Origin of the sequence: Mesorhizobium australicum WSM2073, from assembly GCF_000230995.2 — a bacterium.
GTDB lineage: Bacteria > Pseudomonadota > Alphaproteobacteria > Rhizobiales > Rhizobiaceae > Mesorhizobium > Mesorhizobium australicum.
In genome coordinates this window covers 2,037,858-2,062,258 of the sequence record NC_019973.1, presented here as the reverse complement: position 1 = coordinate 2,062,258, position 24,401 = coordinate 2,037,858, and the positions used below count along the sequence as shown (strand labels likewise).

Genomic DNA, 24,401 nt, shown 5'->3' with positions numbered 1-24,401 from the left:
TGGCGGGTGACCCAAACGCAACGGTCATTGGCATGATGCCGCTCCGTCATACCGGACAAACCGGTATGCAAAAAACACCCTGTAAAACAAGGTACGAGTAGCCATGGCCAGTATCATGACCAACGCCTCGGCGTTGACCGCTCTGCAGAGCTTGAACGCCACCCAGAAGAACCTCGACACCACCCAGGCCCGCATCTCGACGGGTTATCGCGTCTCCCAGGCGTCGGACAACGCCGCCTACTGGTCGATCGCCACCACGATGCGCTCGGACAACTCGGCGATGTCCACCGTTTCGGACGCGCTCGGCCTCGGCGCCTCGAAGGTCGACACCGCCTACACCGGCATGGACAGCGCGATCACGACCATCAACCAGATCCAGCAGAAGCTGACCGCATCCTACGGCCAGACGGACGCTTCCAAGGAAAAGACCCAGGTCGAAATCGCCGCTCTTCAGAAGCAGTTGAAGGCCTATGCCGATGGCGCCACCTTCTCCGGCACCAACATGCTCTCGGTCAACAGCGGCGCCACCGCCACGACCGCGGCCGACGTCAAGATCGTTTCGGCCTTCAACCGCAGCGCCACCGGCGCGGTTTCGATCTCGACGATCGACGTCAACGTGGAAAGCATCAAGCTGTATGAAGCCGGCACTGCTGCCGGCGTGACGAAGGGTATCCTCGACGCCGACCGCCTCGGTACCGATGGCAGCGTCGCGGCCGCGGCCTCGAACCCGACCTTGGGCGCTGCCGCGGCGGCCACCGACACTTATTCGGTCGCCAGCCTGAAGATCTTCTCGGGCACCACCGCTGCGAGCGACACCCAGATCCAGGCTATGATGAACGTCGTCGATGCCGCGCTGAAGGGCATGACCAACGCTGCCACCAAGCTCGGCGCCGCCAAGAGCTCCATCGACCTGCAGAAGACCTTCACCTCGAGCCTGATGGACTCCATCGATCGCGGCGTCGGCCAGCTCGTCGATGCCGACATGAACAAGGAATCGACCCGCCTCCAGGCCCTGCAGGTTCAGCAGCAGCTCGGCGTCCAGGCGCTGTCGATCGCCAACGGCTCGTCGCAGTCGATCCTGTCGCTCTTCCGCGGCTGATCCCTCACGACCGATCAAACCAGGCAAACGGGCCGCGCCAAAAGCGCGGCCCGTTTTGCGTTTGCTCCAGCCCCGCGCAACCCTCGTTTCTTAACCCTCGAAAGCTGGCTTTTAACAGGCCGTTAACCATAACGCGCTAGTCATGGTTAACCAATGACTTACAACGGATTGCCGAATCGGCCCGATCGGGTGACGGTAATCCACGAGCGGGTCGAGCGGCTCGCGAGGGCAACGCCGGTTTGAGAAAGACCGGTCTGGAAAAAGGAGCGAGTTTCTTGGCGAGCATCATGACGAACGCCGCGGCGTTGACCGCACTTCAAAGCCTTAACGCCACCAACAAGTCGCTCGAGCAAACGCAGTCCCGAATCTCGACGGGCTACAGGGTCTCCGAGGCCTCCGACAACGCCGCCTACTGGTCGATCGCCACAACGATGCGCTCCGACAACCAGGCGCTGTCGACAGTCCAGGACGCGCTCGGCCTGGGCGCCTCGAAAGTCGACACTGCCTATACCGGCATGAACAATGCGCTGGATACGATCGGCAAGATCAAGACCAAGTTGCTTTCGACCATCGGCCAGACGGGTGCCGCCAAGGCAAAGACGCAGACTGAAATCACCGCACTCCAGGCGCAGATGAAGTCCTTTGCCGATGCCGCCACCTTTTCGGGCTCGAATTATCTTTCGGTAACGTCGACGCAGGTCGCCGCCGCCAATGATGGCGTCCAGGCCGACGCCAAGATCGTGTCGTCCTTCAATCGCTCATCGTCGGGCGCCATCTCGCTCGGGACGATCGACATCGATGTCGAGAGCACCAAGCTGTTCGATTCCGGTCTCTCCACCGCCGTCAAGAACCAGGGCACGCTTGACCGCCAGACCTCGGTCTATTCCACGGCGGCCGCCCAGGACCTGTATGATACCGCTTATGCGGCCGCAATCGCCGGCGGCGGCACGGATATTGCCGCCAACACCGCCGGCCAGACCGCGGCCGGGGCGGTGGTTCCCAGGATCGACAATGTTTCCGCATACAACCTCGATATCACCGCGGCCGGCGTGACCGACGACATCATCACCCAGATGGTCGGCAAGATCGACAAGGTCATGAGCCAGTTGACCGACTCCGCCACCATTCTCGGTGCGGCCAAGAGCTCCATCGACCTGCAGAAGACCTTCACGCAGAGCCTGATGGACTCGATCGATCGCGGCGTCGGCCAGCTCGTCGATGCCGACATGAACAAGGAATCGACCCGCCTCCAGGCGCTCCAGGTCCAGCAGCAGCTCGGCATCCAGTCGCTGTCGATCGCCAACAGCTCCTCGCAGTCGATCCTGTCGCTGTTCAAGAACGGCTAACCTTGGCCTAGCTGACGGATACTTCGAAATTCACGGGCCGCGCCGCAAGCGCGGCCCGATTTCATTTTCGCACAAGCTTCGGGGGCTAGTGTTCCGGCGGACAGTCATGCTGGGAGTCGCTCAATCGTGCCGGAACAGATCCAGAGCATCATCTCGAATCTCCGCGGCTTTGGCGTCAGGCGCCTGGCCATGCTGGCGGGCATCGCCGTCCTGGTGATGGGCGTCATCGGCATTGCCTCGGTCTACCTCAACCGCCCGGCCTACGACACGCTCTATGTCGGGCTCGATCGCTCCGACGTGAACCAGATCGGCCTGGTGCTGGGCGAGGCCGGCATCGGCTTCGACGTCGGCGCCGACGGAACCTCCGTGCTGGTTCCGGCCGGCACCACGGCGCAGGCGCGCATGCTGCTTGCCGAAAAGGGCCTGCCGACCAGCGCCAATGCCGGCTACGAATTGTTCGACAATGTCGGCGCGATGGGTCTCACCTCCTTCATGCAGCAGATCACCCGGGTGCGCGCGCTCGAAGGCGAGATCGCCCGCACCATCCAATCGATATCGGGCATCAAGGCGGCGCGCGTCCACATCGTCATGTCCGAGCGCGCCAATTTTCGTCGCGACGAACAGCAGCCCTCCGCGTCGGTCGTCATCCGTTACGCCGGCATCGACGCGGAGAAGAGCGCCATGTCGATCCGCCATCTCGTCGCCGCCGCAGTCCCTGGCCTGTCGGCCGACAAGGTGACGGTGCTCGATTCCAACGGCAATCTGCTGGCCGCGGGCGATGATCCATCCAACACCAGTGCCGCTCGCACGCTCGGCGTCGAGCAGACCGTGGAGGCGCAGATCGGCGACAACATTCGCCGCGCGCTCACGCCCTATCTCGGGCCCGACAATTTCCGCGCCAGCGTAAAAGCTGATGTCAACACCGACACCCGCCAGACCGAAGAGACGATCTTCGATCCGGAGTCCCGTGTCGAGCGCTCGGTGCAATCGGTGCGCGCCAACGAGAACAGCAACCAGAAACAGGCCTCGACCCCGGCCAGCGTCGAGCAGAACCTGCCGGAGACGCAGGCGGCCAGCACCGAGGGTCCGCAGACCTCCTCGGCCAACGACCGCAAGGAGGAGATCACCAACTACGAGATCAACTCCAAGAAGATCGCCACCGTCTCCAATGGCTACAGCGTCACCAAGATGTCGATCGCCGTCGTCGTCAACCAGGACCGGCTGAAGACGATCCTGGGCAAGGACGCGACACCGGACCAGATAGCCAAGCGCGTCGCCGAAATCCAGAAGATGGTAAGCTCCGCCACCGGCTTCGACGACAAGCGCGGCGACATCATCGACGTGTCGGCCGTCGAGTTCATCGACGGGCTGGACGGCGAGGCGGTGCCACAGGCGGGAATGCTCGATTCCATCGGCCAGCATGCCGGCACGCTGATCAATGCCGGCGCCTTCATCGTGGTGGTGTTCCTGGTCGCCTTCTTCGGCCTGCGGCCGATGGCGGCCGCGCTGACGGCAAAGGCGACGCCCGCTATAGCAGGCCCCAATTTCGATGAGGTCCAGCGCTCCCTGCCCACCCCGGAGGCAGCCGCTTCCGCCGATGCGGGTGCCGCCATTGGCGCTCTGCCCGGCACGCGTGCCGGCGCCACCCCGCTCGACGATCTGCGCCAGAAGATCAGGCCGGCTCCGCAGGAGCGGCTTGCCCGCATGGTCGACATCAACGAGGAACGCACCGCGCAGATCCTGCGCAAATGGGCGGCCCAGGAAGTCGCGGCGTAGACCATGCCCTCCGCAGCCCTCTTTGATCTTCTCCCGGATTTCGGCACGCGCGCGCAACGCGCCAGCCAGCCGCAGGCCACCGCCGAGCACAAGCCCGAGGCGGCAGCACCGACGGCCGATATCGGCACGCTGATCGCCGAAGCCGTTGCCCAGGCGGAGGCGGCGCTCGGCGAACGGCTTGCCTCGGCCCATGAAGCAGCGCTGCAAGCGGAACGCCAGGCAAATGCCGAGGAAGCAAAGGCCTTTCTCGACAGTTTCGGCGGCGATGTCGGCAAGGCGGTCTCGTCGCGCATCGACGCCATGGAGGCGCGCGTGACGGATCTTGTCGCCGCCACGGTCGCCCGCATCATCGGCGGCGTTGTCAGCGACGATCTGCGGAAGCGCTCGCTCGAAGCGCTCGCCGGCGCGATCCGCGAAGCCGTTGGCGATGGCGAAGCGGTGCGCATCGCCGTTCGCGGGCCGCTCTCGCTGTTCGAAACGCTGAAGGCGTCGCTTGGGTCACGCGCCGCAAACCTCGACTTCATCGAGGCGCCCGGCTTCGACCTGATGGTCACCATCGACGAGGCCGTGTTCGAAACGCGAATGGCCGAATGGTCGGTAACCCTGTCCGAGGTCCTGTCATGAGCGTCGCCGAAGCCGATCATGGCAGGCACGAGATCATCATCGTGCGGCGCGGCCATGACGACCACGACGAAGGTCATCATGGCGGCGTCTGGAAGATCGCCTTCGCCGACTTCATGACCGCGATGATGTGCTTCTTCCTGGTCATGTGGCTGATCAATGCCGCCAACGAACAGACCAAGACGGCCGTCGCCAGCTATTTCAACCCCGTCAAGCTGGTCGACCGCGAATCGAGCCGCAAGGGCCTTAAGGATCTCGGCAATGGACCGCGCACGGCCGGGCCGACGGCCGACGACCCGCAGGAAGCGACCACCAAGGCTGGACAGGACGGCACCGGCGCCGCGGGCTCGTCCAATCGCAAACAGGACAAGCAGGAGCCGCAGCAGTCGCAACAGTCCGACGAGCATCTTTTCGCCGACCCCTATGCGGTGCTTTCGGAGATCGCCACGGATACCGGCGTCATGCAGAATGTCAGCCAGAAGGGCGATGGCGGCGCGCAGAATTCCGGCCCGGCGACGGGCGCCTCGGGCGGCGCGTCCTACCGCGATCCTTTCGAGCCGGACTTCTGGTCGCAGCAGGTCGCCGCGCCCGGCGCCGAGGCGAGTGCCCAGCGCCCCAGGGTCGAGGGCGATCCGCTCAAGCCCGGCGACAAGGCTGCCGAGACACAAATCGCCAAGGTCAAGGCCGTGCCGCCGGCGCCGCCGATCAAGGATGCGCCACTGGAGCCCCTGGCCGGGGATAGCAAGGACGCCGCGGCGACAATGGTCAAGACTGCTGATGCCAAGGCCGGCGATACCAAGGCCGAGGCTGGAGACGGCAAGGCAGCGGACATGGCCAAGGCGGACACGGCCGCAGCGAAGCAGGAGCCCGCAAAATTCGAGACGGACAAGGCTCCGACCGCCGCCGCGCTGAAGGCCGCCGCCGACGTCAAGCAACAGCTGGCCGATGCCTTCAAGCCCGGCGACAAGCTGCATGACGGCGTCTCGGTGGAAGCCACCGACAAGGGTGTCGTCATCTCCATCACCGATCAGCTCGACTTCGGCATGTTCGAGGTCGGCTCGGCGGTGCCGAGCCGCGAACTGGTGCTGGCGATGGAAAAGATCGGCCGCATCGTGAATGGCCAGAAAGGCACCATCAGCATCAACGGTCACACCGATGCGCGTCCCTTCCGCGGTGCCAGCTACGACAATTGGCGGCTGTCGACGGCGCGCGCGCACTCGGCCTATTACATGCTCGTGCGTGGCGGCGTCGATGAACGCCGCATCACCGAGGTTGCCGGCTTCGCCGATCGCCAGCCCAAGGATGCGGCTGATCCGCTGTCGGCGGCCAACCGCCGCATCGAGATCCTGATGGCAACCGGCGGATGAAACGGGCGGCGCTCACCAGCCGCATGATAGGCCTGTTGCTGCTGGCCACGGCTTGTCCGTCTGCGGGCCTCGCCCAGGACACGCTGCAGCCTTATCAGTTGGTCCGCTCGCTGCAGCTCGTTCAGGACCGCATCGCGGCCGGCGATCATGCCGCGATGCCGATGCAGGCCAAGCTGCTCGAGATGACCGATGCGCGTTTGCGCGCGGCGGACGCCGAGGATTTCAAGGATCCCAAGAATTTTCGCGCGTTGCTGGTCTACGGCATGAGCGGCGGCAATCCGGTGACCGTCGAGGCGGCCGTATCGCGCGCCGCCTCCGATCCGCGGAACCTTGCCATGGCCAAAGGGGTGATCGACTATCTGAACGGCCGGCCAGGCGAGGCGATCGAAGCCCTGAGGCCGATCGACCCAATGACCCTGCCAGGCGACCTCGGCGCGTTCCTCGCTTTGGTCAAAGGGTCATTGCTTGCCCCGGATCAGCCGGCGGCCGCACTCACGCTGCTCGATGAAGCCAAGCTGCTCAGCCCCGGCACTCTGGTCGAGGAAGCGGCCTTGCGGCGCTCGGTCGGCATTGCCGTGACGCAGGGCGACGCGGCGCGGTTCGCGCTTGCCTCCACCCAATATGTCGAGCGCTACCTCTATTCGCCTTACGCCAGCCAGTTCGCCGACTCCTTCGTCTCCGGCGTCATTGCACTGCATATGTCGATCAGCCAGGACAAGCTGGCCGACATCACCTCGATGATGGACCCCGAGCGCGAGAAGGTGATCTATCTGCGTATCGCGCGCCGCGCCGCGATTGACGGCATGAGTGACTTGTCGGCCTTCGCCTCGGCGAGGGCCGAACAGGGTCGCGACGGCAACACCAACCAGGGCGATCCGCGCGCCCTGCTCTATTCCAGCCTGTCCACGGTGACCTCCGATACGATCGAGGACGTGCGCACCAAACTTGGCAAGATCGACCGCAGCAAATTATCGGACGGCGACCGGGCCTTGCTCGACGCGGCCCAGGCGATCGCCGGCGAAGTGGTGGCGCCGCCTGCTTCCCTTCCGGTCGCAAATCCGGCGCCCGCGCCGGTCGTACCATCGCCCGAACCCGAAATTGCGGCCGCATCGACCACGGATGCCGCCGGATTGCCACCCGTCGAGGGTGCCGTGTCCGAGAAGCCGGCCTTGGCGCCCCTGGCCGCTGCGCCCGCTGCGCCCGCTGCGCCGAACACATCCGCGCCGGCAACCGACGCGGCAACCGTCCTGCCGGCATCGGCCCCGGCGGTCGCGGCCAGCGCCGACACGACAGACCCGACCGACGCCGCCATGACGAAAACCCGTCGACAGCTAGACCTGATCGACCAGATGCTTGGAGCCGCCCCGAAATGACCCCCAGCCTCGGCCCGGCCCTGCCCGGATTTACCGCCGCGCGCACGGCCGAGAAGCCGGCCGCGTCCGGAAAGAAGGACGACACCGGGTTCGGAGGGATGGTGCACGGCGGCGCAAGCCCTGCCCATTCGGAGAAGCAGCCACCGGCCGAGCCAGGCTCCCGCGATCCGCGGTGGAGCAAGCTTGCCGCGGAGCTCGCGGCAAAGGCAGGCGAGGACGAGCCTAGGCCCGCCGGCAAGGCAAGGACCACGCCGAGCGGATCGTCTGCCGCGAAATCCATGAAGGACGGCAAGGACGCCGGGACGGACAAGGATGCCGATGCCGACGCGCCGGCCGCCGAATCGGGCGCGACGCCACTCGACGAGCATCTAGCGCTGCTGATGGCGTTTCATGACCTGCGCCATTTCTCGACACCGGCCAAAACGGACGACCAGAGCGCGGCCGGAACGGGACAGGACGCCGCGGTCGTTGGACAGCTTCCGCCGAAGGCCCACCGGCAGAAATCCGCCGCCGGGCGTGACGGTCTCGAACCCATGGCCAAGCCCGAGCGGGTATCGCTGGTCGACGGACCGTTGACGAAACTCGACGGCCGGCTCATTCGCGATGCCGCCGGCGCCCCTAAACATGACAGTATGGTCACGGCCGGCCCCTTGCCCGAGGCGCCTGCGGACGTTCCGGGCGTGGAGACGAAGCAGGCGGCGCCGCAGTTGAAATCGATCGCCGATCTCCAGTCCGCGTTGCGGTCCGAGCCGGGAAAACAGCAGTCGGCGGCGGCACGCATCGACGTCGTTTCCGAGCGCAGCTTCCCCGCCCCGCCGCAGGCACCGATAAGCCAGGCAGCCCTCAACGTGATCGGCGCCATTTCAGCCGATGGCGGTCCGAACCAGGCGCTTTCCACGGCCTCCGCGACCGCTCAGCTGACAGGCTCTGTTGCCGTTCCGACACATGTGTTGAAGATCGAACTTCACCCGGCCGAACTGGGCATGGTCACGGCCCATCTTCGGCTCTCCGGAGAACAACTGTCGATTGAATTGAAGCCCGAAACACACGATGCCTATCGCCGGCTTTCCAGCGACAGCGAGGCGATCGTCAAGTCGCTGCGCGGGCTGGGCTTCGAGGTTGACAAGGTCACCATTCTGCAACCTTCGGTAGCAATTCCCTCTACAACCCGCACGGATGCAACCGCCTCGATGAGCGCTGCACCCGGCCGCGATCCGTCATCCTTCCAGCCCGGAAATTCCGGCGGCGGCAACAGTGGAACCGGCGGCCAGCAGTCAGGTCAGCAATCCGCAAGGGGTAATCATGATGAAGCGCAAGCACATGGCCGCGCCGCTTCGCCTTCTCGCGAGCGCGCTGGCGGCGATGTTTTTATCTAGCCTCGCGAGCAGCGCGGGCGCCGCCACCAATCCTTGCGAACCAGAGATCCTGCGTGCCGCCGACCGCTATGGCGTGCCTGCCGGCATCCTCTATGCCGTCGGGTTGACGGAAACCGGAAACAAGGGCAGCCTTCAACCCAATGCCTTGAATATAGAGGGAAAAGCAGTCTTCCCGAGAAGCCGGGACGAAGCGCTTGCCGCCTTCGCCAACGCCCAGCGCGAGGGCAAGACGCTGATCGATCTCGGCTGCATGCAGATCAACCATCACTACCATGCCTCGCATTTCCGCAACGTCGAGGACATGCTCGACCCGCGCCAGAACGTCGACTACGCGGCACGCTTCCTGGCCAGCCTCCATGCCCGCCATGAGACCTGGTCCATGGCCGTCGCCCGCTATCATGCCGGACCCGACAACGACCCGGCGCAGAAGGTCTATGTCTGCAGGGTGATCGCCAACATGGTGGCCACCGGCTTCGGCAAATGGACCACGAACGCACGCGCCTTCTGCAACCCGTAAGCGCATTTTCCACTTCTAATACATCAGTCCCGTGGCTGCGAAGCGATCGATTCGACTTGGCCGAGACTTGGACCCCCAAGCATATCTGGCTGCACGCTAATGCAACCGATACGATTCCGGACTCCCAAGAAACTAGTTACAAGAAATGACGGTTGTTCAGGATTCCCGCCAGCGGATACGCCTTTCCCCACGGGGCAAATATGCTGATTCGGAGGCGGGGCCGATGATCGTTATCGTTGACGAGCGAGAGCTCGTGACAGAGGGCTACAATTCACTTTTCGACCGCGAGGGGATCGCCTGCGCCGGTTTCGCGCCGGGCGAGTTCGGCGAGTGGGTCAACTCGGCCGCCGACACCGATCTGCGATCGGTGCGGGCCTTCCTGATCGGCGACTGTCGCGACGGCGCGATCTCGCCGCGCCAGATCCGCGACCGCACCGGAGCTCCGGTCATTGCGCTCAGCGAGCAGCATTCGCTGGAAAACACGCTGCGGTTGTTCGAGAGCGGCGTCGATGACGTCATCCGCAAGCCGGTGCACATCCGCGAAATCCTGGCCCGCATCACCGCCATCCGCCGCCGCGCCAGCGAGGACGTCGCCTATACCGAGATCGGCGCCATGCGCATCTTCATGGACGGCCGCGATCCCGAGATCGACGGGCAGCCGCTGCCCTTGCCGCGCCGCGAGCGCCGTATCCTGGAATATCTGGCGAGCAACCGTGGCCGCCGCGTCACCAAGACCCAGGTGTTTAATGCCATTTACGGCATCTTCGACGAAGAGGTCGAAGAGAACGTGGTTGAAAGCCACATCAGCAAGTTGCGCAAGAAACTGCGCGAGAAGCTGGGCACCGACCCGATCGATTCCAAGCGCTTCCTCGGCTACCGGCTCGTGTTCTGATGCGGCACCGCGCCAGCCTCGCGCAAGACAGGACGCGTAGCCTCGAAGCCAGTGGCATGGATATTGCGGAGACATCTCGATGAGCCTCTACGGAATGATGCGGACCGGCGTTTCGGGCATGAACGCCCAGGCGAACCGCCTGTCGACGACAGCCGACAACATCGCCAACTCCGATACCACCGGCTACAAGCGGTCCTCGGCCGAATTTTCGACATTGATCATGCCGTCGACCGGTGGCGCCTATAATTCCGGCGGCGTCACCACCACCATCCGCCAGGCGGTCAGCGATCCGGGCGTACTTCAATACACGACCTCGGTCTCCGACCTTGCCGTCAGCGGCGATGGTTTCTTCGTCGTCCAGGATCCAAGCGGCACGCCTTTCCTGACCCGCGCCGGCGCCTTCGTTCCCGACGCACAGGGCCGGCTGGTCAATGCCGCCGGTTTCCAGCTGATGGCCTACAGCTACGCCAATGGCACGCCGGCGGCCACGGTGAACGGCTTCGAAGGTCTCGAGCCGGTTGTCATCTCCGACCAGGGACTGACCGCGACGCCGAGCACCCAAGGCAATTTCAGCGGCAATCTGCCGGCAGGTGCGACACCGGTCGCTGCCATCAACCTGCCCAGCACGAACTCGGCGGGAGCGCAGTATACCTCGAAATCGTCGATGGTCGCCTATGACAATCTCGGCAACAAGAAGTTGCTCGACGTCTATTTCACCAACACCGGCGCAGGCACCTGGGAGGTGGCGGTCTTCGACCAGTCGAAGGCGACAGCCGGAACTGGCTTCCCCTACGCTGCCGGCGGCGCCCTGGGCACGGCCAACCTGACCTTCGATACCACCACCGGCAAGCTCACCGGCACCCCGACCGGCGTTTCATTCACCGTACCGGGCGGCGCCAGCCTTGCCCTCGACCTGTCGAAGCTGACCCAGCTCGGCACCGGCTTCACCGTCACCGACGCCCAGGTGAACGGCAACGCGCCGAGCACCATCGACAAGGTGCAGATCAGCAAGGACGGCACCATCTACGCCCAGTACAAGGACGGCACCTCCAAGCCGCTCTACAAAATTCCGCTGGCTGACGTGCAGAGCCCTGACCAGCTCAAGGCGCTGCCTGGCAATGTCTACGCGCAAGGCACCGACTCCGGTGCGGTCCGTGTCGGCTTTGCCAACGAAGGCAAGGCCGGTTCGATCATCTCGGGCGCGCTCGAAAATTCCAACGTCGATATCGCCGAGGAATTGACCGACATGATCGCGGCCCAGCGCAGCTACACCGCCAATTCCAAAGTCTTCCAGACCGGTTCCGACCTGATGGACGTCCTTGTCAACCTGAAGAGATAAACCGGGCTTCGCCCGTGAAAGACCAGCATGTCGCTTTCCTCCGCACTGAGCATCGCCCAATCGGCGCTTCTGGCCACCTCGCGGCAGACAAGCGTCGTCACGCGCAACGTGGCAGACGCCGACAATCCGAACTATTCGCGCCGCATCGCGCTGGTCACCAGCACGACGCCCGGCGCGCGTTCGGTTGATGTCCAGCGTGCGGCCAACGACCTGCTGTTTCGCCAGAACCTCGGCGCTCTGTCCGCCTATGCCGGCCAGAGCGCGCTCTACAACGGCATGGATCAGCTCGACGTATCGGTGAATGGCGTCGACAACGCCTCCTCGCCTTCGACAGCGATCGGCAATCTGCAGCAGGCGCTGCAGCTGTACGCCACCTCGCCGTCCAACCAGAATCTTGGCTCGAGCGTCATCGACGCGGCCAAACAGGTGGTGCGGTCCCTCAATGAAGGCTCCAAGGCCATTCAGGATTTTCGTACCCAAACCGACGGCCAGATCGATACCGCCGTCAAGGATCTCAACTCGCTGCTCAACCAGTTCCAGGATGCCAACACCGCGGTCATGTCCGGAACCCGTTCAGGCACCGACGTTTCCGATGCGCTCGACCAACGCGACGCATTGTTGAAGAAGATCGCCAATTACATTCCGGTGTCGACCTTCACGCGTGGCGACAACGACATGGTCATCACCACGGGTGACGGCACGACATTGTTCGAGACGATCCCACGCACCGTCAGCTTCGCCCCGTCTTCGGGGTACGCCGCGGGTGCGGCCGGCAACACGGTCTATATCGACAACGTACCGGTCTCGGCGGGCAGCGGCGGCAACACCACCGCCAGCGGCACCATTGCCGGCCTGCTGCAATTGCGCGACGGCGTCGCCTCGACCATGCAGAGCCAGCTCGACGAAACCGCGCGCGGCCTGATCACCGCCTTTGCCGAAACGGCACCGTCGATGCCCAATGCGGCGGGCCTGTTCACCTGGTCGGGCGCACCGGCGGTGCCAGCCGCGGGCACGCTCGTCGACGGCCTTGCTGGAACGATCAAGATCAATGCCGCGATGGATCCCAGCACCGGCGGCAACCCGACATTGCTGCGCGATGGGGGGGCCAATGGCGTCGCCTACGTCGCCAACACCACTGGCGGGGCTTCATACTCCAACCTTCTGGTCGCCTATGGCGACCAGCTCGACAAGCCGATGACGTTCGATCCCTTGGCCGGGATTTCGGCAACCTCCAGCGTTGCCGACTACGCCGCCAATTCGATCGGCTGGTTGCAGGGCGTTCGTCAGCAGGCTTCGACCGCCGCCGACGCCAAGGAAGCCCTGGCACAGCGCAGTGCCGATGCCTTGTCCAACGCAACCGGCGTCAATGTCGATCAGGAAATGTCGCTGATGCTCGATCTCGAGCACACCTATCAGGCATCCGCCCGGATGATGAAGACCATCGACGACATGATGACGGCGCTGTTGAGCGCGGTGGGATAAGCCATGACCTTTGTCTCCTCTGCTGCCCTTACGAATGCCATGCGCTATCAGCAGATGCGCATGCAGGCCGATCTCGTCAAAGCCACGAAAGAGTCCTCGACCGGCAAGGTCGCCGATGTCGGTCTGGCACTTGGTGGACGTACCGCCCAGTCCGTCACCTTTTCGCGCGACCTCGACCGGCTCAACGTCGTTGTCGATTCCAACGGACTGGTGGCCGCCCGGCTCTCATCCACCCAGACCTCGCTCGGCCAGCTCTCCAGCGTCGCGCAGACTTTCCTGTCCAGCCTGACCACCGCGTCGTCGGGCGACAACTCCGACAGCCTGACCCAATCGACCGGCCAGACAACGATCCAGCAGCTTACGTCGATCCTCAACACCAGCGTCAACGGCGAATATCTGTTCGCTGGCACCAACACCGACGTCAAGCCGATCAACGATTTCACGGCCGCCGGCTCTCCCGCCAAGGCTGCCTTTGACGCCTCCTTCGTCGCCAAGTTCGGCTTCCCGCCCAGTGATCCGGCCGCGGCCAACATCACCGCGGCCCAGATGGACGATTTCATCACCAACGATGTCACGCCGCAGTTCCTCGGCGCGGGCTGGCAGACCAACATGTCGAACGCGACCGACCAGCAGATCGTCAGCCGCATCGCGCTCAACGAAACCACCGAGACCTCGACCGGGGCCAACAGCGACGGCATCAGGAAGCTCGCCATGGCGGCGGCCTTGGTCTCCAGCCTGATGTCCACCAACATCAGCCAGGCGGCGAAGGACACCATCATCGACCACTCGCAGAAATTGGTCGGCGAGGCGCTGAGCGGCATCGCCCAGGTCCAATCCCAGACCGGCATCGTGCAGAAGCGCGTCTCCGATGCCAGCGACCGCATGAAGACGCAGATCGACCTGTTCGAACGGCACATTCTGGATCTCGAGGCAGTCGATCCGGCGGAAGCGGCGACCCGCGTCGCCAATCTGACGCAGCATATCGAGACGTCTTTCGCCCTGACGGCGCGCCTGCAGCAGCTCAGCCTGTTGAATTACCTGACCTGACACCTCCAGCGGAACGGTAGAGCCACCGATGTACCAATTCTCCTACGCCGACGTTCAGAGCACCTCCGTCGCGGACGCCAAGGACCGCGAGCGGGACCTCCTGACCCGCTCGATCGACATGCTGTCGGCCGCCGCCGCGGCAGGCCAGCATTCGATGGAGGCGGTCGAGGCGCTGCATTTCACCAATCGCGTCTGGACCACCTTCGTCGAGGATCTCGGTTCCAGCGACAATGCGCTCCCCAAGGAGTTGCGCGCCAACCTGATCTCCATCGGCCTGTGGCTGCTGCGCGAGGCCGAGGACATCCGCCAGGGCCGCACCGACAATTTCGAGGGGCTGATCGAAGTATCCCAGATCATCCGCGACGGCATTCAATGACCAACACGTTGAAGTTATCGCTGAAGCCCAATGAGAAGATCTACATCAACGGCGCGGTCATCCGCGTCGACCGCAAGGTCACCATCGAGCTGATGAACGACGTGCAGTTCCTGCTCGAGAGCCATGTGATCCAAGCAGACGACGCGTCGACGCCATTGCGGCAGCTCTATTTCATCGTGCAGGTCATGCTGATAAACCCCGCTGGCGCCGACGAAGCGCGCGAGATGTTCCGCCGCTCGCTGCCACTGCTCATTGCAAGTTTCGAAGACGCCGAGATCGGCAGCGCGCTGAAACAGGTCGACCGCATGGTCGGCGAGGATCACATCTACGAGGCCTTGAAGGCGATCCGTTCGCTTTATCCTCTCGAACGCCGCGCGCTTGGCGGCAATGACGATGTTCCGGGCGCCGCGCGCCCGCTGGCCGTGGGAGCACGATACTGATGACCGTGGACATGACGACGACGGTGCCGGTTGGCGCCAACCAGACCACCACGCCGACCTCGAAGACGGCGGTCGACTATCAGTCCTTCCTGAAGCTTCTGATCGCGGAGATGAAGAACCAGGATCCGACCAAACCGATGGATTCGACGGCGTATGTCGCCCAGCTCGCCACCTTCTCCCAGGTCGAGCAATCGGTGCAGACCAACACCAAGCTCGACCAGATCATGCAGTCCTCGGCGCTGTCGCAGGCCGACGCTCTCATAGGCCGCAACATCACCTCGGCCGATGGCAAGACAACGGGCACGGTGGCGTCGGTTACGCTTGGCAGCAACGGACTGATCGCGGTGTTGCAGGATGGCACCACGGTCCCTGTCGGCGCGGGCGTGTCGATCAAGCCGGCGAGCTAGGCCAACCGCCGACATGAATGAGGCCGACGCACTCGACATCGTCCAGTATGCGGTGTGGACGGTGCTGACCGCATCCGCTCCGGTGGTCCTGGTCGCCATGGCGGTCGGCATTGGCATCGCCTTGATCCAGGCGTTGACACAGGTCCAGGAAATCACCTTGACCTTCGTGCCCAAGATCGTCGCCATCATGCTGGTGGTGGCGCTTACGGGTCCCTTCATCGGCGGCCAGATATCGGCCTTCACCAATGTCATCTTCGAGCGCATCCAGAACGGTTTCTGAGCGATTTCCAGCAAGGGTGCTCGACGCTTCCGCCCAGATTTGCGCCGGGATGGAACGCAGCTAGCAGGCGTCCGGGTTGCGGCTAATGCATGTCGCCCGGAAGTGGTTCCCGGTTCCGGAACAACGACGTGCATAGAATCAGAAGCTTACAGCAGGTCGGGCGAATCCGGTTCGCCGCGACATGCTGTGGAGTGCCATTCAGGGCGCGACGGTTTGCGGTGGCGGCGCCAGCGTGTGGCCCTTCGCTATCCCCTTGTTGGACCATGATCTTCCCTGCAAGGCATTCGCCCTTTGCGCCGCGATGCCATAGTTTCGGCAAATCATGCGGGGAAACGGATTCCCGCAAGGATCAGCGCGCCGTGGCAGGAACCCATCCATGATTGACGAGAAGCCGGATAGCGAAAGCGTCTCGGCGCTGGCGCCATTCCGGCATGGCATCTTCCGGGCCGTATGGGGCGCGAGCCTCGTCTCCAATTTCGGCGGCTTGATCCAGGGCGTCGGCGCCGCCTGGATGATGACCACCATCGCCACCTCGCCCTATCAGGTCGCCCTGGTCCAGGCCTCGACCACCTTGCCGATCATGCTGTTCGCGCTTGTCGCCGGCGCCATCGCCGATAGCTTCGACCGCCGCAAGGTGATGCTGGTCGCCCAGACCTTCATGCTGGTCGTTTCGGTGCTTTTGACCGCGTTCACCTATTTGGACCTGATCACGCCGTGGACGCTGCTGGCCTTTACCTTCCTGATCGACAGCGGCACGGCACTCAACAGCCCGTCATGGCAGGCCTCCGTCGGCGACATCGTTCCGCGCAACAAGGTGCCTGCCGCCGTGGCGCTGAATTCCATGGGCTTCAACCTGACACGCAGCGTCGGCCCGGCAATCGGTGGCATCATCGTCGCGGCCGCCGGCGCGGCCGCGGCCTTCGCGGCGAACGCGGTGAGCTATGTCGGGCTTATCGTCGTGCTGGCACGCTGGAAGCCGGATCTACCGGCCTCGACCTTGCCGCGCGAGTCATTGGGGGCCGCCATGGGCGCCGGCCTGCGCTACGTCGCCATGTCGCCGAATATCGGCAAGGTGCTGGTCAGGGGCGCCGCCTTTGGCTTCAGCGCCGGCGCGGTGCTGGCGCTGCTGCCGCTGGTGGCGCGCGATGTGGTCAAGGGCGATGCGCTGACCTACGGCATCATGCTGGGCGCCTTCGGCATCGGCGCCGTCGGCGGGGCGCTGATCAGCGTGCGGCTGCGGCAGCTGCTCTCCAGCGAGACGATGGTGCGCTGTGCCTTCGCCGGCTTTGCGGCCTGCGCCTTCAACGCCGCCGTCAGCCAGCATGCCTGGCAGACCTCGCTCGGCCTGCTGGTCGGCGGTGCCTGCTGGGTGATCGCGCTCTCGCATTTCAACGTCACCGTGCAGATGGCGACACCGCGCTGGGTGGTCGGCCGGGTTCTGTCGGTCTACCAGACCGCAACCTTCGGCGGCATAGCACTGGGCAGCTGGATCTGGGGTGTCGTCGCCGACGCGCATGGCGCCGAGACGGCGCTGATCGCCGCGGCCATCGCCATGCTGGCCGGGGGCGCCATCGGCCTCGTGCTGCCGCTGCCGCAACAGCAGGTGCTCAACCTCGACCCGCTCAACCGCTTCAAGGAGCCGCACCTGGCACTTGACCTGAAGCCGCGCAGCGGTCCGATCGCCATTATGATCGAATACATCATCCGGCACGAGGACGAGGCGGAATTCCTCGCCACCATGGCCGAGCGCGGCCGCATCCGCCGTCGCGACGGCGCCCGCAACTGGACACTGGCGCGCGATCTCGAAAATCCGTCGATCTGGATCGAGCACTACCACACGCCGACCTGGCTCGAATATGTCAGGCATAACGGTCGCATCACCCAAGCCGACGCCATGGTCGGCGAGCGCTTGCGGGCGCTGCACTCGGGCAACGAGCCGCCGCGCGTGCGCCGCGTCATCGAGCGCCCGACGACCGCCGGCACCGCGTTGGTGATGGCCAAGGGGCCGATCGAGCACTGACGAATTCAAAGGTTCGCGGCGCCTACCCCTCTCCCGACAGGTCCCGGCGGGCCTTTTCGAGTTCCTCGGCATAGCGCCGCATCAAATGGCCCTCGGTCAGCAGCCCGAGCACGATGTGGTCGGCGAAGTCCTCGACCACGGCCAGTTCCTCGGCGCCGGCGCGCTGGAAGGTCTCGGCGGCGGCCTGCACGTTCATGCTGGGCACCAGGACGGCATCCTTGTACTGGGCAAGGTCGCGCACCGGCACCTCGCCCCCGGAGGGATCGCTATGCAGTTCGGCCACGATCAGCACGCCGACATACTCATCCCCCGGGTCGACGGCGATCACGCGCTGGGCCGAACCCAGCGGGAATTCCTTGCGGAAGGCGGCCAGCGTCGTCGACGCATCGACGGTCTTGATGTCCTCGCGCATCATCGAGCCGACGGTCAGGCTGCGCATCCAGCCGACATCGTGGGCGCTGCGGATCGTCTCGCCGCGCAGGTGGAAGCGCCAGGTCGAGAACGAATAACCGAAGGTCTCGCGCACCAGGATCGCCGCCATGATCGAGGCGGCCAGCACCACGCCGGTGAGCGTCAGGTCGCGGGTCGATTCCAACGCCAGGAAGGTCATGGTCAGAGGCCCACCGACGACGCCGACGGCAAGCGACGTCATGCCGACAACGGCGGCGACGGAGGGGTCGATACCGGTCGCCGGCGACACGAGCGCCATGACACCGGCGAACGACTTGCCGAGCAGCGCACCAAGGAACAGCGAGGCGAAGAACAATCCGCCGCGAAAGCCCGAACCCAGTGAGATCGCCGACGCCGCCAGCTTCAGCACGAAGACGCTGGCCACCACCGCCAGCCCGTAATTCATGGCGAACTCGCGATGCAGCGCTCCGTGGCCGCTGGACAGGACCTGCGGCGTGATTAGGCCGAGGAGGCCGACCAGGACACCACCGATGACGGGGCGCAGCGAGGCATCGACCGACAGCCTGTTGAACCCGCGCTCGATCAACGTCACCAGTTGCATGATGGCGATCGAGGCAGCACCGCCAAGCAGGCCGAGCAACAGGAAAGGCACATATTGGCTGGCGGTGAGTTGCGGCAACCCTGAAAGCTCGAGCGGAAAGGGCACGCCGCCGAACAATTCCGCCGTCAGCGACGCCGAGATCGCAGCCGTCATGACAGGGGCGACATTGGCGACCGAGTAGATGCCGATGACCAGTTCGAAACCGTAGAAGGCGCCCGTCAGCGGGGCGTCGAAGGCGGCCGATATGGCGCCGGCGGCACCACAGCCAACCAGAATGCGGACGTCATTGCGGCGCAACCGGAAAGCGCGCGCCAGCCGTGAGGCGACGCCTGAGCCGACCTGCGTATAGCCCGCCTCCAGACCGACCGAAGCGCCGAAGCCGCTGGAAATCATCGTCTGCACGACGATGATGAAGGTATCGGTCAGAGACATGCGCCCGCCATAGAGCGCGTTGGCCTCGATCGGATCGACCGGCGTGCGGAATTTCCGGAGCCTCAGCCAGACCACCGATATCCCGAGCAGGATGCCGCCGATCGCCGGGATCAGCGCCTGTATCGGACTGGCGAGCGAGAACATGCCCGACAGCCGCCCGCCGGGCTGGACGCCGAACAGCAGCCCGTGCAGGTCCTGTACGATCTGGCTCATCGCGGTGACCAGTATGCCGGCTATGACGCCGACAACGCCCGCCAGCATGACCACGGCGATGCCGCGTGCCTCCAGCAGAGGGACTGACCTCAAAAGAACCGCGCGCAGCCGGCGGGCGTAGACTTGGGGTTGGTTTCTGGAAAGCACCGGGGCGGCTCGCCGATATCAAGGCAAAGGAAGACCCGCCTGATACGCCGGGCGGCACGTCGTGACAACCACAATGCCGACATCAAAGGCGCCATTATGGCCGCGAAACCGCCCGATCCGGTCTTTCCCGCTTTGGGCCGACGGGGCCGCCCGCCAGTTGCGAACTCACCATGCCCTTTCAGCACAATGCGTACACCGAGCCGGAGCCGGCAAGGATCCGGGCGCCGGACCGCTCAGGTCGGCATGGCTTCGCCGGCCTCGTAAAGCACGAGATTGCGCTCGCCGATGCCGAGCCCCGGCCAGCTCGCGCGCCAGTCGGCAAGATGCGGCGAGCGGAAATGCGCATCCAGGGCCGGTCTGGCGCGCCACACCTCGGTGATCCGGATCAAACCGGGATCAAGCACATCCTGCGCATAGGAATATTCAAGGCAGCCGTCCTCGGCGCGGCTGGCGCGAACCATGCGCTCCATCACCGGCCTTGCCTCGTCAAGCCTGTCGGGCGGCAGGCGGATCGTACCGATGATCAGCAGCATGAAGTGTCCTTCGCGAGAGAGTCGATCCCGTCACTCTCCCACCCTCGCGCAAGCTTGGCCAGCTACCCTCGCCGGGCTGTCGCATGCTCGGCAGCCCAGGGGTTCGAGGACGAGAATGGCGATCAGCGAAAGCATCCAGCCCGGCGCGGTGGCCAAGAACGGCCGCGACGTCTTCTTCGCGCTCGGCATCGTCGTCATCCTGGCCGTTCTGTTCCTGCCGATCCCGGCCTTTCTCATCGACATCGGGCTTGCCTTCTCGATCGCGCTTTCGGTGCTGATCCTGATGGTGGCGCTGTGGATCCAGCGGCCGCTCGATTTCTCGTCCTTCCCGACCGTGCTGCTCATTGCCACCATGCTGCGCCTGTCGCTCAACATCGCCACCACGCGCATGATCCTGTCGCACGGCAATGAGGGCACGCACGCCGCCGGCTATGTCATCGCCGGCTTCTCCAAGCTGGTGATGGCCAGCGATTTCGTCATCGGCCTGATCGTCTTCATGATCCTGATCGTGGTGAACTTCATCGTCATCACCAAGGGCGCCACCCGTATCGCCGAGGTCGGTGCGCGCTTCACCCTCGACGCCATCCCCGGCAAGCAGATGTCGATCGACGCCGACCTCTCCGCCGGCATGATCGACGACAAGACCGCGCAACTGCGCCGCCGCGAACTGGAAGAGGAATCCTCCTTCTTCGGTTCGATGGACGGCGCCTCGAAATTCGTCCGCGGCGACGCCATCGCCGGCCTCATCATCACCGCCATCAACATCGTCGGCGGCATCGCCATCGGCTACATCAGGCACGGCATGGGCATGGGCGAGGCCGCCGACGTGTTCATCAAGCTGTCGGTCGGCGACGGTCTCGTCACTCAGATCCCGGCGCTCATCGTCTCGCTCGCCGCCGGCCTGCTGGTCTCCAAGGGCGGCACGCGCGGCTCGACCAACCAGGCCGTGTTCGGCCAGCTCGGCGCCCATCCGCGCGCGCTCTACGTGGCGGCCGCACTGCTGGTGTTGCTCGGCCTGATGCCCGGCCTGCCACTGTTCCCGTTCTTCGCGCTCGCCGCCGGCATGGCCGGCCTCGGCTATGTCATTCCAATGCGCCACAACCGGGCCGTCGCCGAGGCCGAGGCGCTGAAGAGCCAGGAAAAAGCGAGCAAGGCCGAGGAAGAGAAGAACTCGGTCAAGGCCTCGCTCGCCACCGCCGAGATCGAACTGCTGATCGGCAAGCAGCTTTCGACCCGGCTCCTGGTCTCGCACCAGGAACTGGTCTTCCGCATGTCCAAGATGCGCAAGAAATTCGCCCAGCAATACGGCTTCGTCGTGCCGGAAGTCCGTGTCGCCGACGACTTCGCCATCCCACCGAAAAGCTATCAGATCAAGGTGCACGGCACCGTGGTCGCCGAATATTCGATGCGCGTCGGCGAGATCATGGTGCTGCTCGGCAACCGCGACATACCCGAAATCCCCGGCGAGGAGATTCGCGAGCCCGCCTTCGGCATGCGCGCCTACTCCGTCATGGAGACCTTCGCCGAGGATCTGAAGCGCGAGAACTTCACCTTCGCCGACAACATGTCGGTGCTGCTCACCCATCTCTCGGAAGTCATCCGCAACAACCTGCCGCAGCTCCTGTCCTACAAGGACATGAAGGCGCTGCTCGAACGCCAGGACCAGGAATACCGCAAGCTCGCCGACGAGATCTGCACCACCCACATATCCTATCCCGGCCTGCAGGCGGTGCTCAAGCTGCTGCTTGCCGAACGCGTCTCGATCCGCAACCTGCATCTCATCATCGAGGCCATCGCCGAGATCGCGCCGCATGTGCGCCGCACCGAGCAGATCGTCGAGCATGTGCGCATCCGCATGGCCCAGCAGATCTGCGGCGACCTCTCCGAAGGCGGCGTGCTCAAGGTGCTGCGCCTCGGCAACCGCTGGGATCTCGCCTTCCACCAGAGCCTCAAGCGCGACGCCAAGGGTGAGGTGCGCGAATTCGACATCGATCCGCGCCAGTTGGAGGAATTCGGCCAGGACGCCACCAAGGCGATCAAGAAACACCTCGAAGCCGGCGAGCGATTTGTCCTCGTCACCGCGCCCGACGCCCGCCCCTATGTGCGCATGATCATCGAGCGCCTGTTCACCACGCTGCCGGTTCTATCCCATGTCGAAATCGCCAAGGGCGTCGAGATCAGGGTGCTCGGGACCATATCGTGAGCGTTCTCTCGCAGGCCGTCGTCATCGCGGCGTTCCTCGCCTTCTGCCGCATCGGCGCCTGTTTCATGCTGATGCCGGGCCTGTCCAGCGCCCGCGTCCCGGTCCAGGTCAGGCTGTTCGTCGCGGTCGCCGCCACGGGGGGCCTGCTTGCCTTCCTGTGGGACAAGATCTTTCCCTTCGTCGATCCGCGTCCGCAGATCCTGGTGCCGATGATCGTCTCGGAGTTGCTGGTCGGCGGGCTGATCGGCGCCATGACCAGGCTCTACATGGAGGCGCTTCGCTTCATGGGCTCGGCCATCGCCATGCTGATCGGCTACGGCGGTTCCGGCGGACCGGCGATCGAGGAACCGGAGCCGCAGGCGGCCCTTGCCGCCATCATTTCGTTTTCGGCGCTGCTGATGCTGTTCGTCTTCGACTTCGATCACGAGATCGTCCGCGCCCTGGTGGCGTCCTACACGGTCGCGCCGGTCAACGTCTTCTTCAACCCGCAGGCGGCGCTGGTCGACATCACCGACACCGTGTCGGACACTTTCTTCCTGGTCATCCGCCTCGGCAGCCCGTTCGTCGCCTACGCCATTCTCGTCAATCTGACGATCGGCTTCGTCAACAAGCTGACGCCGCAGATCCCGATTTATTTCATCTCGCAGCCCTTCGTCATGGCCGGCGGCATGCTGATCTTCTATTTCGCCGCCGGCACCATGCTGTCGCTGTTCGTCGACGGCTTCGTCGACCTCACGCTGGCGAGGTGACATGAGCACGCGCAAGGATCGTCTGAGGAAACTAGTCAAGGTGCAGGGACAGCTGAAAGCCCTGCACGAAACCCGCCACGCCACCTTCGTCGCCGCGGCAAGCGCCGCCGAGACCGAGGCCCGCGAATTGATCGGCCATTTCGACCAGGACAATTCCCTCTCCAGCCTGTTCCCCGATCTCTATCATCGCCGCATCGCCCAGGCCGTCGTGCGCCAGGAGGAGAGCCTGGAAAGCGCCAGGCAGGAAGCCGGCCTCATCGCCGCGGCAAGCGCCCGCACGAACATGGTCGAGCGCGCCTACAGGGACCTGCGCAACCGCGACGAGCGCGAGAGATCAGACCGCGAGCGGCTGGACCTGATCGCGCAGAAGCAGGGACAGGAGTAATTGGCGGAGCCGGAACGTTGCCCGAACTCATCAATGTTGCGTAGAGAGTCCATCCGCCTGCCGGCTAACGTTCATGCTCACTTCCGTAACCAGCTTGCGGCGAAGGGCCATCACATAGTCACTCGGTCCCTTCGGCGTTATAACGAAGGCTTGGGAACCGCCAATGACCGATTTGGCAAAATAGGATGCCAACGGTTGATCGGGATCCTCATCCTGCGTTGGAATGGCAATCGCGTTGATTGTATACCCCTTGGCAACGGCGTTCAGCCTGCTCGGCTGAACAGGAAGCCCATCATTATTCTCGCCGTTGGCTGAGATGTCGATTACTTTCTTTGCTGCCGTTCCCGGAAACTGGTCGAGCAGAAGGGTACCGACATCAATAGCCGACGAGACGGACGTTCCGCTCCGCCCCCGACGGGCGAAGCCGGTATCTCCTTTCGTGCTAATCACCGATGCGGCCGCTCTGGCGTCTTCCAGCCCGCAGATGTTTGTCCACGGCAGCACGACGCGTGTGTGTCCGGGACTTGACCACTCAAAATAGGCAACGCTGATGCAGCCGACGTAATTGCGCGCGATGGCGGCGATGATCTCTGGAGAAGTAAGTGCCGCAGCATGACCTTCGCGCTGTAGATCGGCGACCTTTGGATCGACCGAGGATGAGAAATCGACAGCGAATACTACGGCAACATCGACGTTGGCCGCCCAGGCCTGCGGCGCCCAAACCACCGAAGCTCCAAGCGTCCCCACCAGCGCCCAAAATAGGCCGGCACGCTTTGCTGGCCCTTCGGCTGACCGCTCTGTCCCCGATATCAGGGTACCCCTGCATATCGCGCACGCCTGCTCGCGAAAAAAGGCCGCTACGGACAGGGCACCTACGCCCCGATGCATACTACCCAACATGTTATTCTCCACCTCAAGAACGGGCATTTTCAAAGGATTATTTTTCAACATGTGGAAATCTCGCGAAGA

Annotated in this window: 23 protein-coding genes; 20 read left to right on the top strand and 3 right to left on the bottom strand. The window is 64.3% G+C overall.

Annotated elements, in window-relative coordinates; genetic code table 11:
- The first annotated feature begins 103 nt into the window (after positions 1-103).
- From MESAU_RS09880 to MESAU_RS09800, 17 genes are all read left to right on the top strand, one after another.
- Positions 104-1,099: a flagellin N-terminal helical domain-containing protein gene (locus MESAU_RS09880; protein ID WP_015315905.1), complete on the top strand. Its 996-nt coding sequence runs from the start codon at positions 104-106 to the stop codon at positions 1,097-1,099.
- A gap of 275 nt (positions 1,100-1,374) precedes the next feature.
- Positions 1,375-2,445: a flagellin N-terminal helical domain-containing protein gene (locus tag MESAU_RS09875; protein WP_015315904.1), complete on the top strand. Its 1,071-nt coding sequence runs from the start codon at positions 1,375-1,377 to the stop codon at positions 2,443-2,445.
- A gap of 126 nt (positions 2,446-2,571) precedes the next feature.
- Positions 2,572-4,221: a flagellar basal-body MS-ring/collar protein FliF gene (fliF, locus tag MESAU_RS09870; protein ID WP_015315903.1), complete on the top strand. Its 1,650-nt coding sequence runs from the start codon at positions 2,572-2,574 to the stop codon at positions 4,219-4,221.
- 3 nt (positions 4,222-4,224) lie between these two features.
- Positions 4,225-4,845, top strand: coding sequence for a hypothetical protein (locus tag MESAU_RS09865; protein ID WP_015315902.1), 621 nt, complete (start codon positions 4,225-4,227; stop codon positions 4,843-4,845).
- Positions 4,842-6,209 carry a MotB family protein gene (locus tag MESAU_RS09860; RefSeq protein ID WP_015315901.1) on the top strand — a complete coding sequence of 456 codons (1,368 nt, stop codon included), beginning with the start codon at positions 4,842-4,844 and terminating at the stop codon, positions 6,207-6,209. Before MESAU_RS09865 ends, MESAU_RS09860 begins: the two co-directional genes overlap by 4 nt.
- The gene (locus tag MESAU_RS09855; RefSeq protein WP_015315900.1) at positions 6,206-7,582 is read left to right on the top strand and encodes a hypothetical protein; all 1,377 of its coding nucleotides are present in this window, start codon (positions 6,206-6,208) and stop codon (positions 7,580-7,582) included. The genes MESAU_RS09860 and MESAU_RS09855 overlap by 4 nt, the downstream gene beginning before the upstream one ends.
- Entirely contained in the window at positions 7,579-8,958 is a 1,380-nt protein-coding gene (gene fliK, locus MESAU_RS09850; RefSeq protein ID WP_015315899.1) for a flagellar hook-length control protein FliK, read from the top strand. The genes MESAU_RS09855 and fliK overlap by 4 nt, the downstream gene beginning before the upstream one ends.
- A complete protein-coding gene (locus MESAU_RS09845; RefSeq protein ID WP_015315898.1) occupies positions 8,945-9,475 on the top strand; it encodes a transglycosylase SLT domain-containing protein in 531 nt (176 codons plus the stop codon). Before fliK ends, MESAU_RS09845 begins: the two co-directional genes overlap by 14 nt.
- Positions 9,476-9,698: 223 nt before the next feature.
- Entirely contained in the window at positions 9,699-10,367 is a 669-nt protein-coding gene (locus tag MESAU_RS09840) for a response regulator transcription factor (protein ID WP_015315897.1), read from the top strand.
- 79 nt (positions 10,368-10,446) lie between these two features.
- Positions 10,447-11,706, top strand: a complete 1,260-nt coding sequence (locus tag MESAU_RS09835; protein ID WP_015315896.1) for a flagellar hook protein FlgE — start codon at positions 10,447-10,449, stop codon at positions 11,704-11,706.
- 27 nt (positions 11,707-11,733) lie between these two features.
- Positions 11,734-13,188: a flagellar hook-associated protein FlgK gene (gene flgK, locus MESAU_RS09830; protein WP_015315895.1), complete on the top strand. Its 1,455-nt coding sequence runs from the start codon at positions 11,734-11,736 to the stop codon at positions 13,186-13,188.
- A 3-nt stretch (positions 13,189-13,191) separates the two neighbouring features.
- Positions 13,192-14,235 carry a flagellar hook-associated family protein gene (locus MESAU_RS09825; protein ID WP_015315894.1) on the top strand — a complete coding sequence of 348 codons (1,044 nt, stop codon included), beginning with the start codon at positions 13,192-13,194 and terminating at the stop codon, positions 14,233-14,235.
- Positions 14,236-14,263: 28 nt separating this feature from the next.
- Positions 14,264-14,611, top strand: coding sequence for a flagellar biosynthesis regulator FlaF (gene flaF / locus MESAU_RS09820; protein WP_015315893.1), 348 nt, complete (start codon positions 14,264-14,266; stop codon positions 14,609-14,611).
- Positions 14,608-15,051: a flagellar biosynthesis repressor FlbT gene (gene flbT / locus MESAU_RS09815; protein ID WP_015315892.1), complete on the top strand. Its 444-nt coding sequence runs from the start codon at positions 14,608-14,610 to the stop codon at positions 15,049-15,051. The genes flaF and flbT overlap by 4 nt, the downstream gene beginning before the upstream one ends.
- Positions 15,051-15,458, top strand: a complete 408-nt coding sequence (gene flgD / locus MESAU_RS09810) for a flagellar hook assembly protein FlgD (protein WP_015315891.1) — start codon at positions 15,051-15,053, stop codon at positions 15,456-15,458. Before flbT ends, flgD begins: the two co-directional genes overlap by 1 nt.
- 13 nt (positions 15,459-15,471) lie before the next feature.
- Positions 15,472-15,738 (top strand): flagellar biosynthesis protein FliQ, encoded by a 267-nt coding sequence (gene fliQ / locus MESAU_RS09805; protein ID WP_013893193.1) that lies wholly within the window; start codon positions 15,472-15,474, stop codon positions 15,736-15,738.
- A 376-nt stretch (positions 15,739-16,114) separates the two neighbouring features.
- Positions 16,115-17,758 carry an MFS transporter gene (locus MESAU_RS09800; protein ID WP_015315890.1) on the top strand — a complete coding sequence of 548 codons (1,644 nt, stop codon included), beginning with the start codon at positions 16,115-16,117 and terminating at the stop codon, positions 17,756-17,758.
- 22 nt (positions 17,759-17,780) lie between these two features.
- On the opposite strand, the gene MESAU_RS09795 is transcribed toward MESAU_RS09800, so the two are convergent.
- Entirely contained in the window at positions 17,781-19,562 is a 1,782-nt protein-coding gene (locus tag MESAU_RS09795; protein WP_015315889.1) for a chloride channel protein, read from the bottom strand.
- 233 nt (positions 19,563-19,795) lie between these two features.
- Positions 19,796-20,095, bottom strand: a complete 300-nt coding sequence (locus tag MESAU_RS09790; protein ID WP_015315888.1) for a putative quinol monooxygenase — start codon at positions 20,093-20,095, stop codon at positions 19,796-19,798.
- A 115-nt stretch (positions 20,096-20,210) separates the two neighbouring features.
- Between MESAU_RS09790 and flhA the strand changes: the two genes are divergently transcribed.
- The 3 genes from flhA to MESAU_RS09775 are packed head-to-tail and all read left to right on the top strand — an operon-like array spanning position 20,211 to position 23,432.
- Positions 20,211-22,298 carry a flagellar biosynthesis protein FlhA gene (flhA, locus tag MESAU_RS09785; protein WP_015315887.1) on the top strand — a complete coding sequence of 696 codons (2,088 nt, stop codon included), beginning with the start codon at positions 20,211-20,213 and terminating at the stop codon, positions 22,296-22,298.
- Complete coding sequence (fliR, locus tag MESAU_RS09780) at positions 22,295-23,047, top strand: flagellar biosynthetic protein FliR (protein WP_015315886.1); 753 nt, start codon at positions 22,295-22,297, stop codon at positions 23,045-23,047. Before flhA ends, fliR begins: the two co-directional genes overlap by 4 nt.
- Position 23,048: 1 nt before the next feature.
- A complete protein-coding gene (locus MESAU_RS09775; RefSeq protein ID WP_015315885.1) occupies positions 23,049-23,432 on the top strand; it encodes a hypothetical protein in 384 nt (127 codons plus the stop codon).
- A gap of 30 nt (positions 23,433-23,462) precedes the next feature.
- On the opposite strand, the gene MESAU_RS09770 is transcribed toward MESAU_RS09775, so the two are convergent.
- The gene (locus tag MESAU_RS09770; protein WP_015315884.1) at positions 23,463-24,332 is read right to left on the bottom strand and encodes a DUF1194 domain-containing protein; all 870 of its coding nucleotides are present in this window, start codon (positions 24,330-24,332) and stop codon (positions 23,463-23,465) included.
- Between the last annotated feature and the right edge of the window lie 69 nt (positions 24,333-24,401).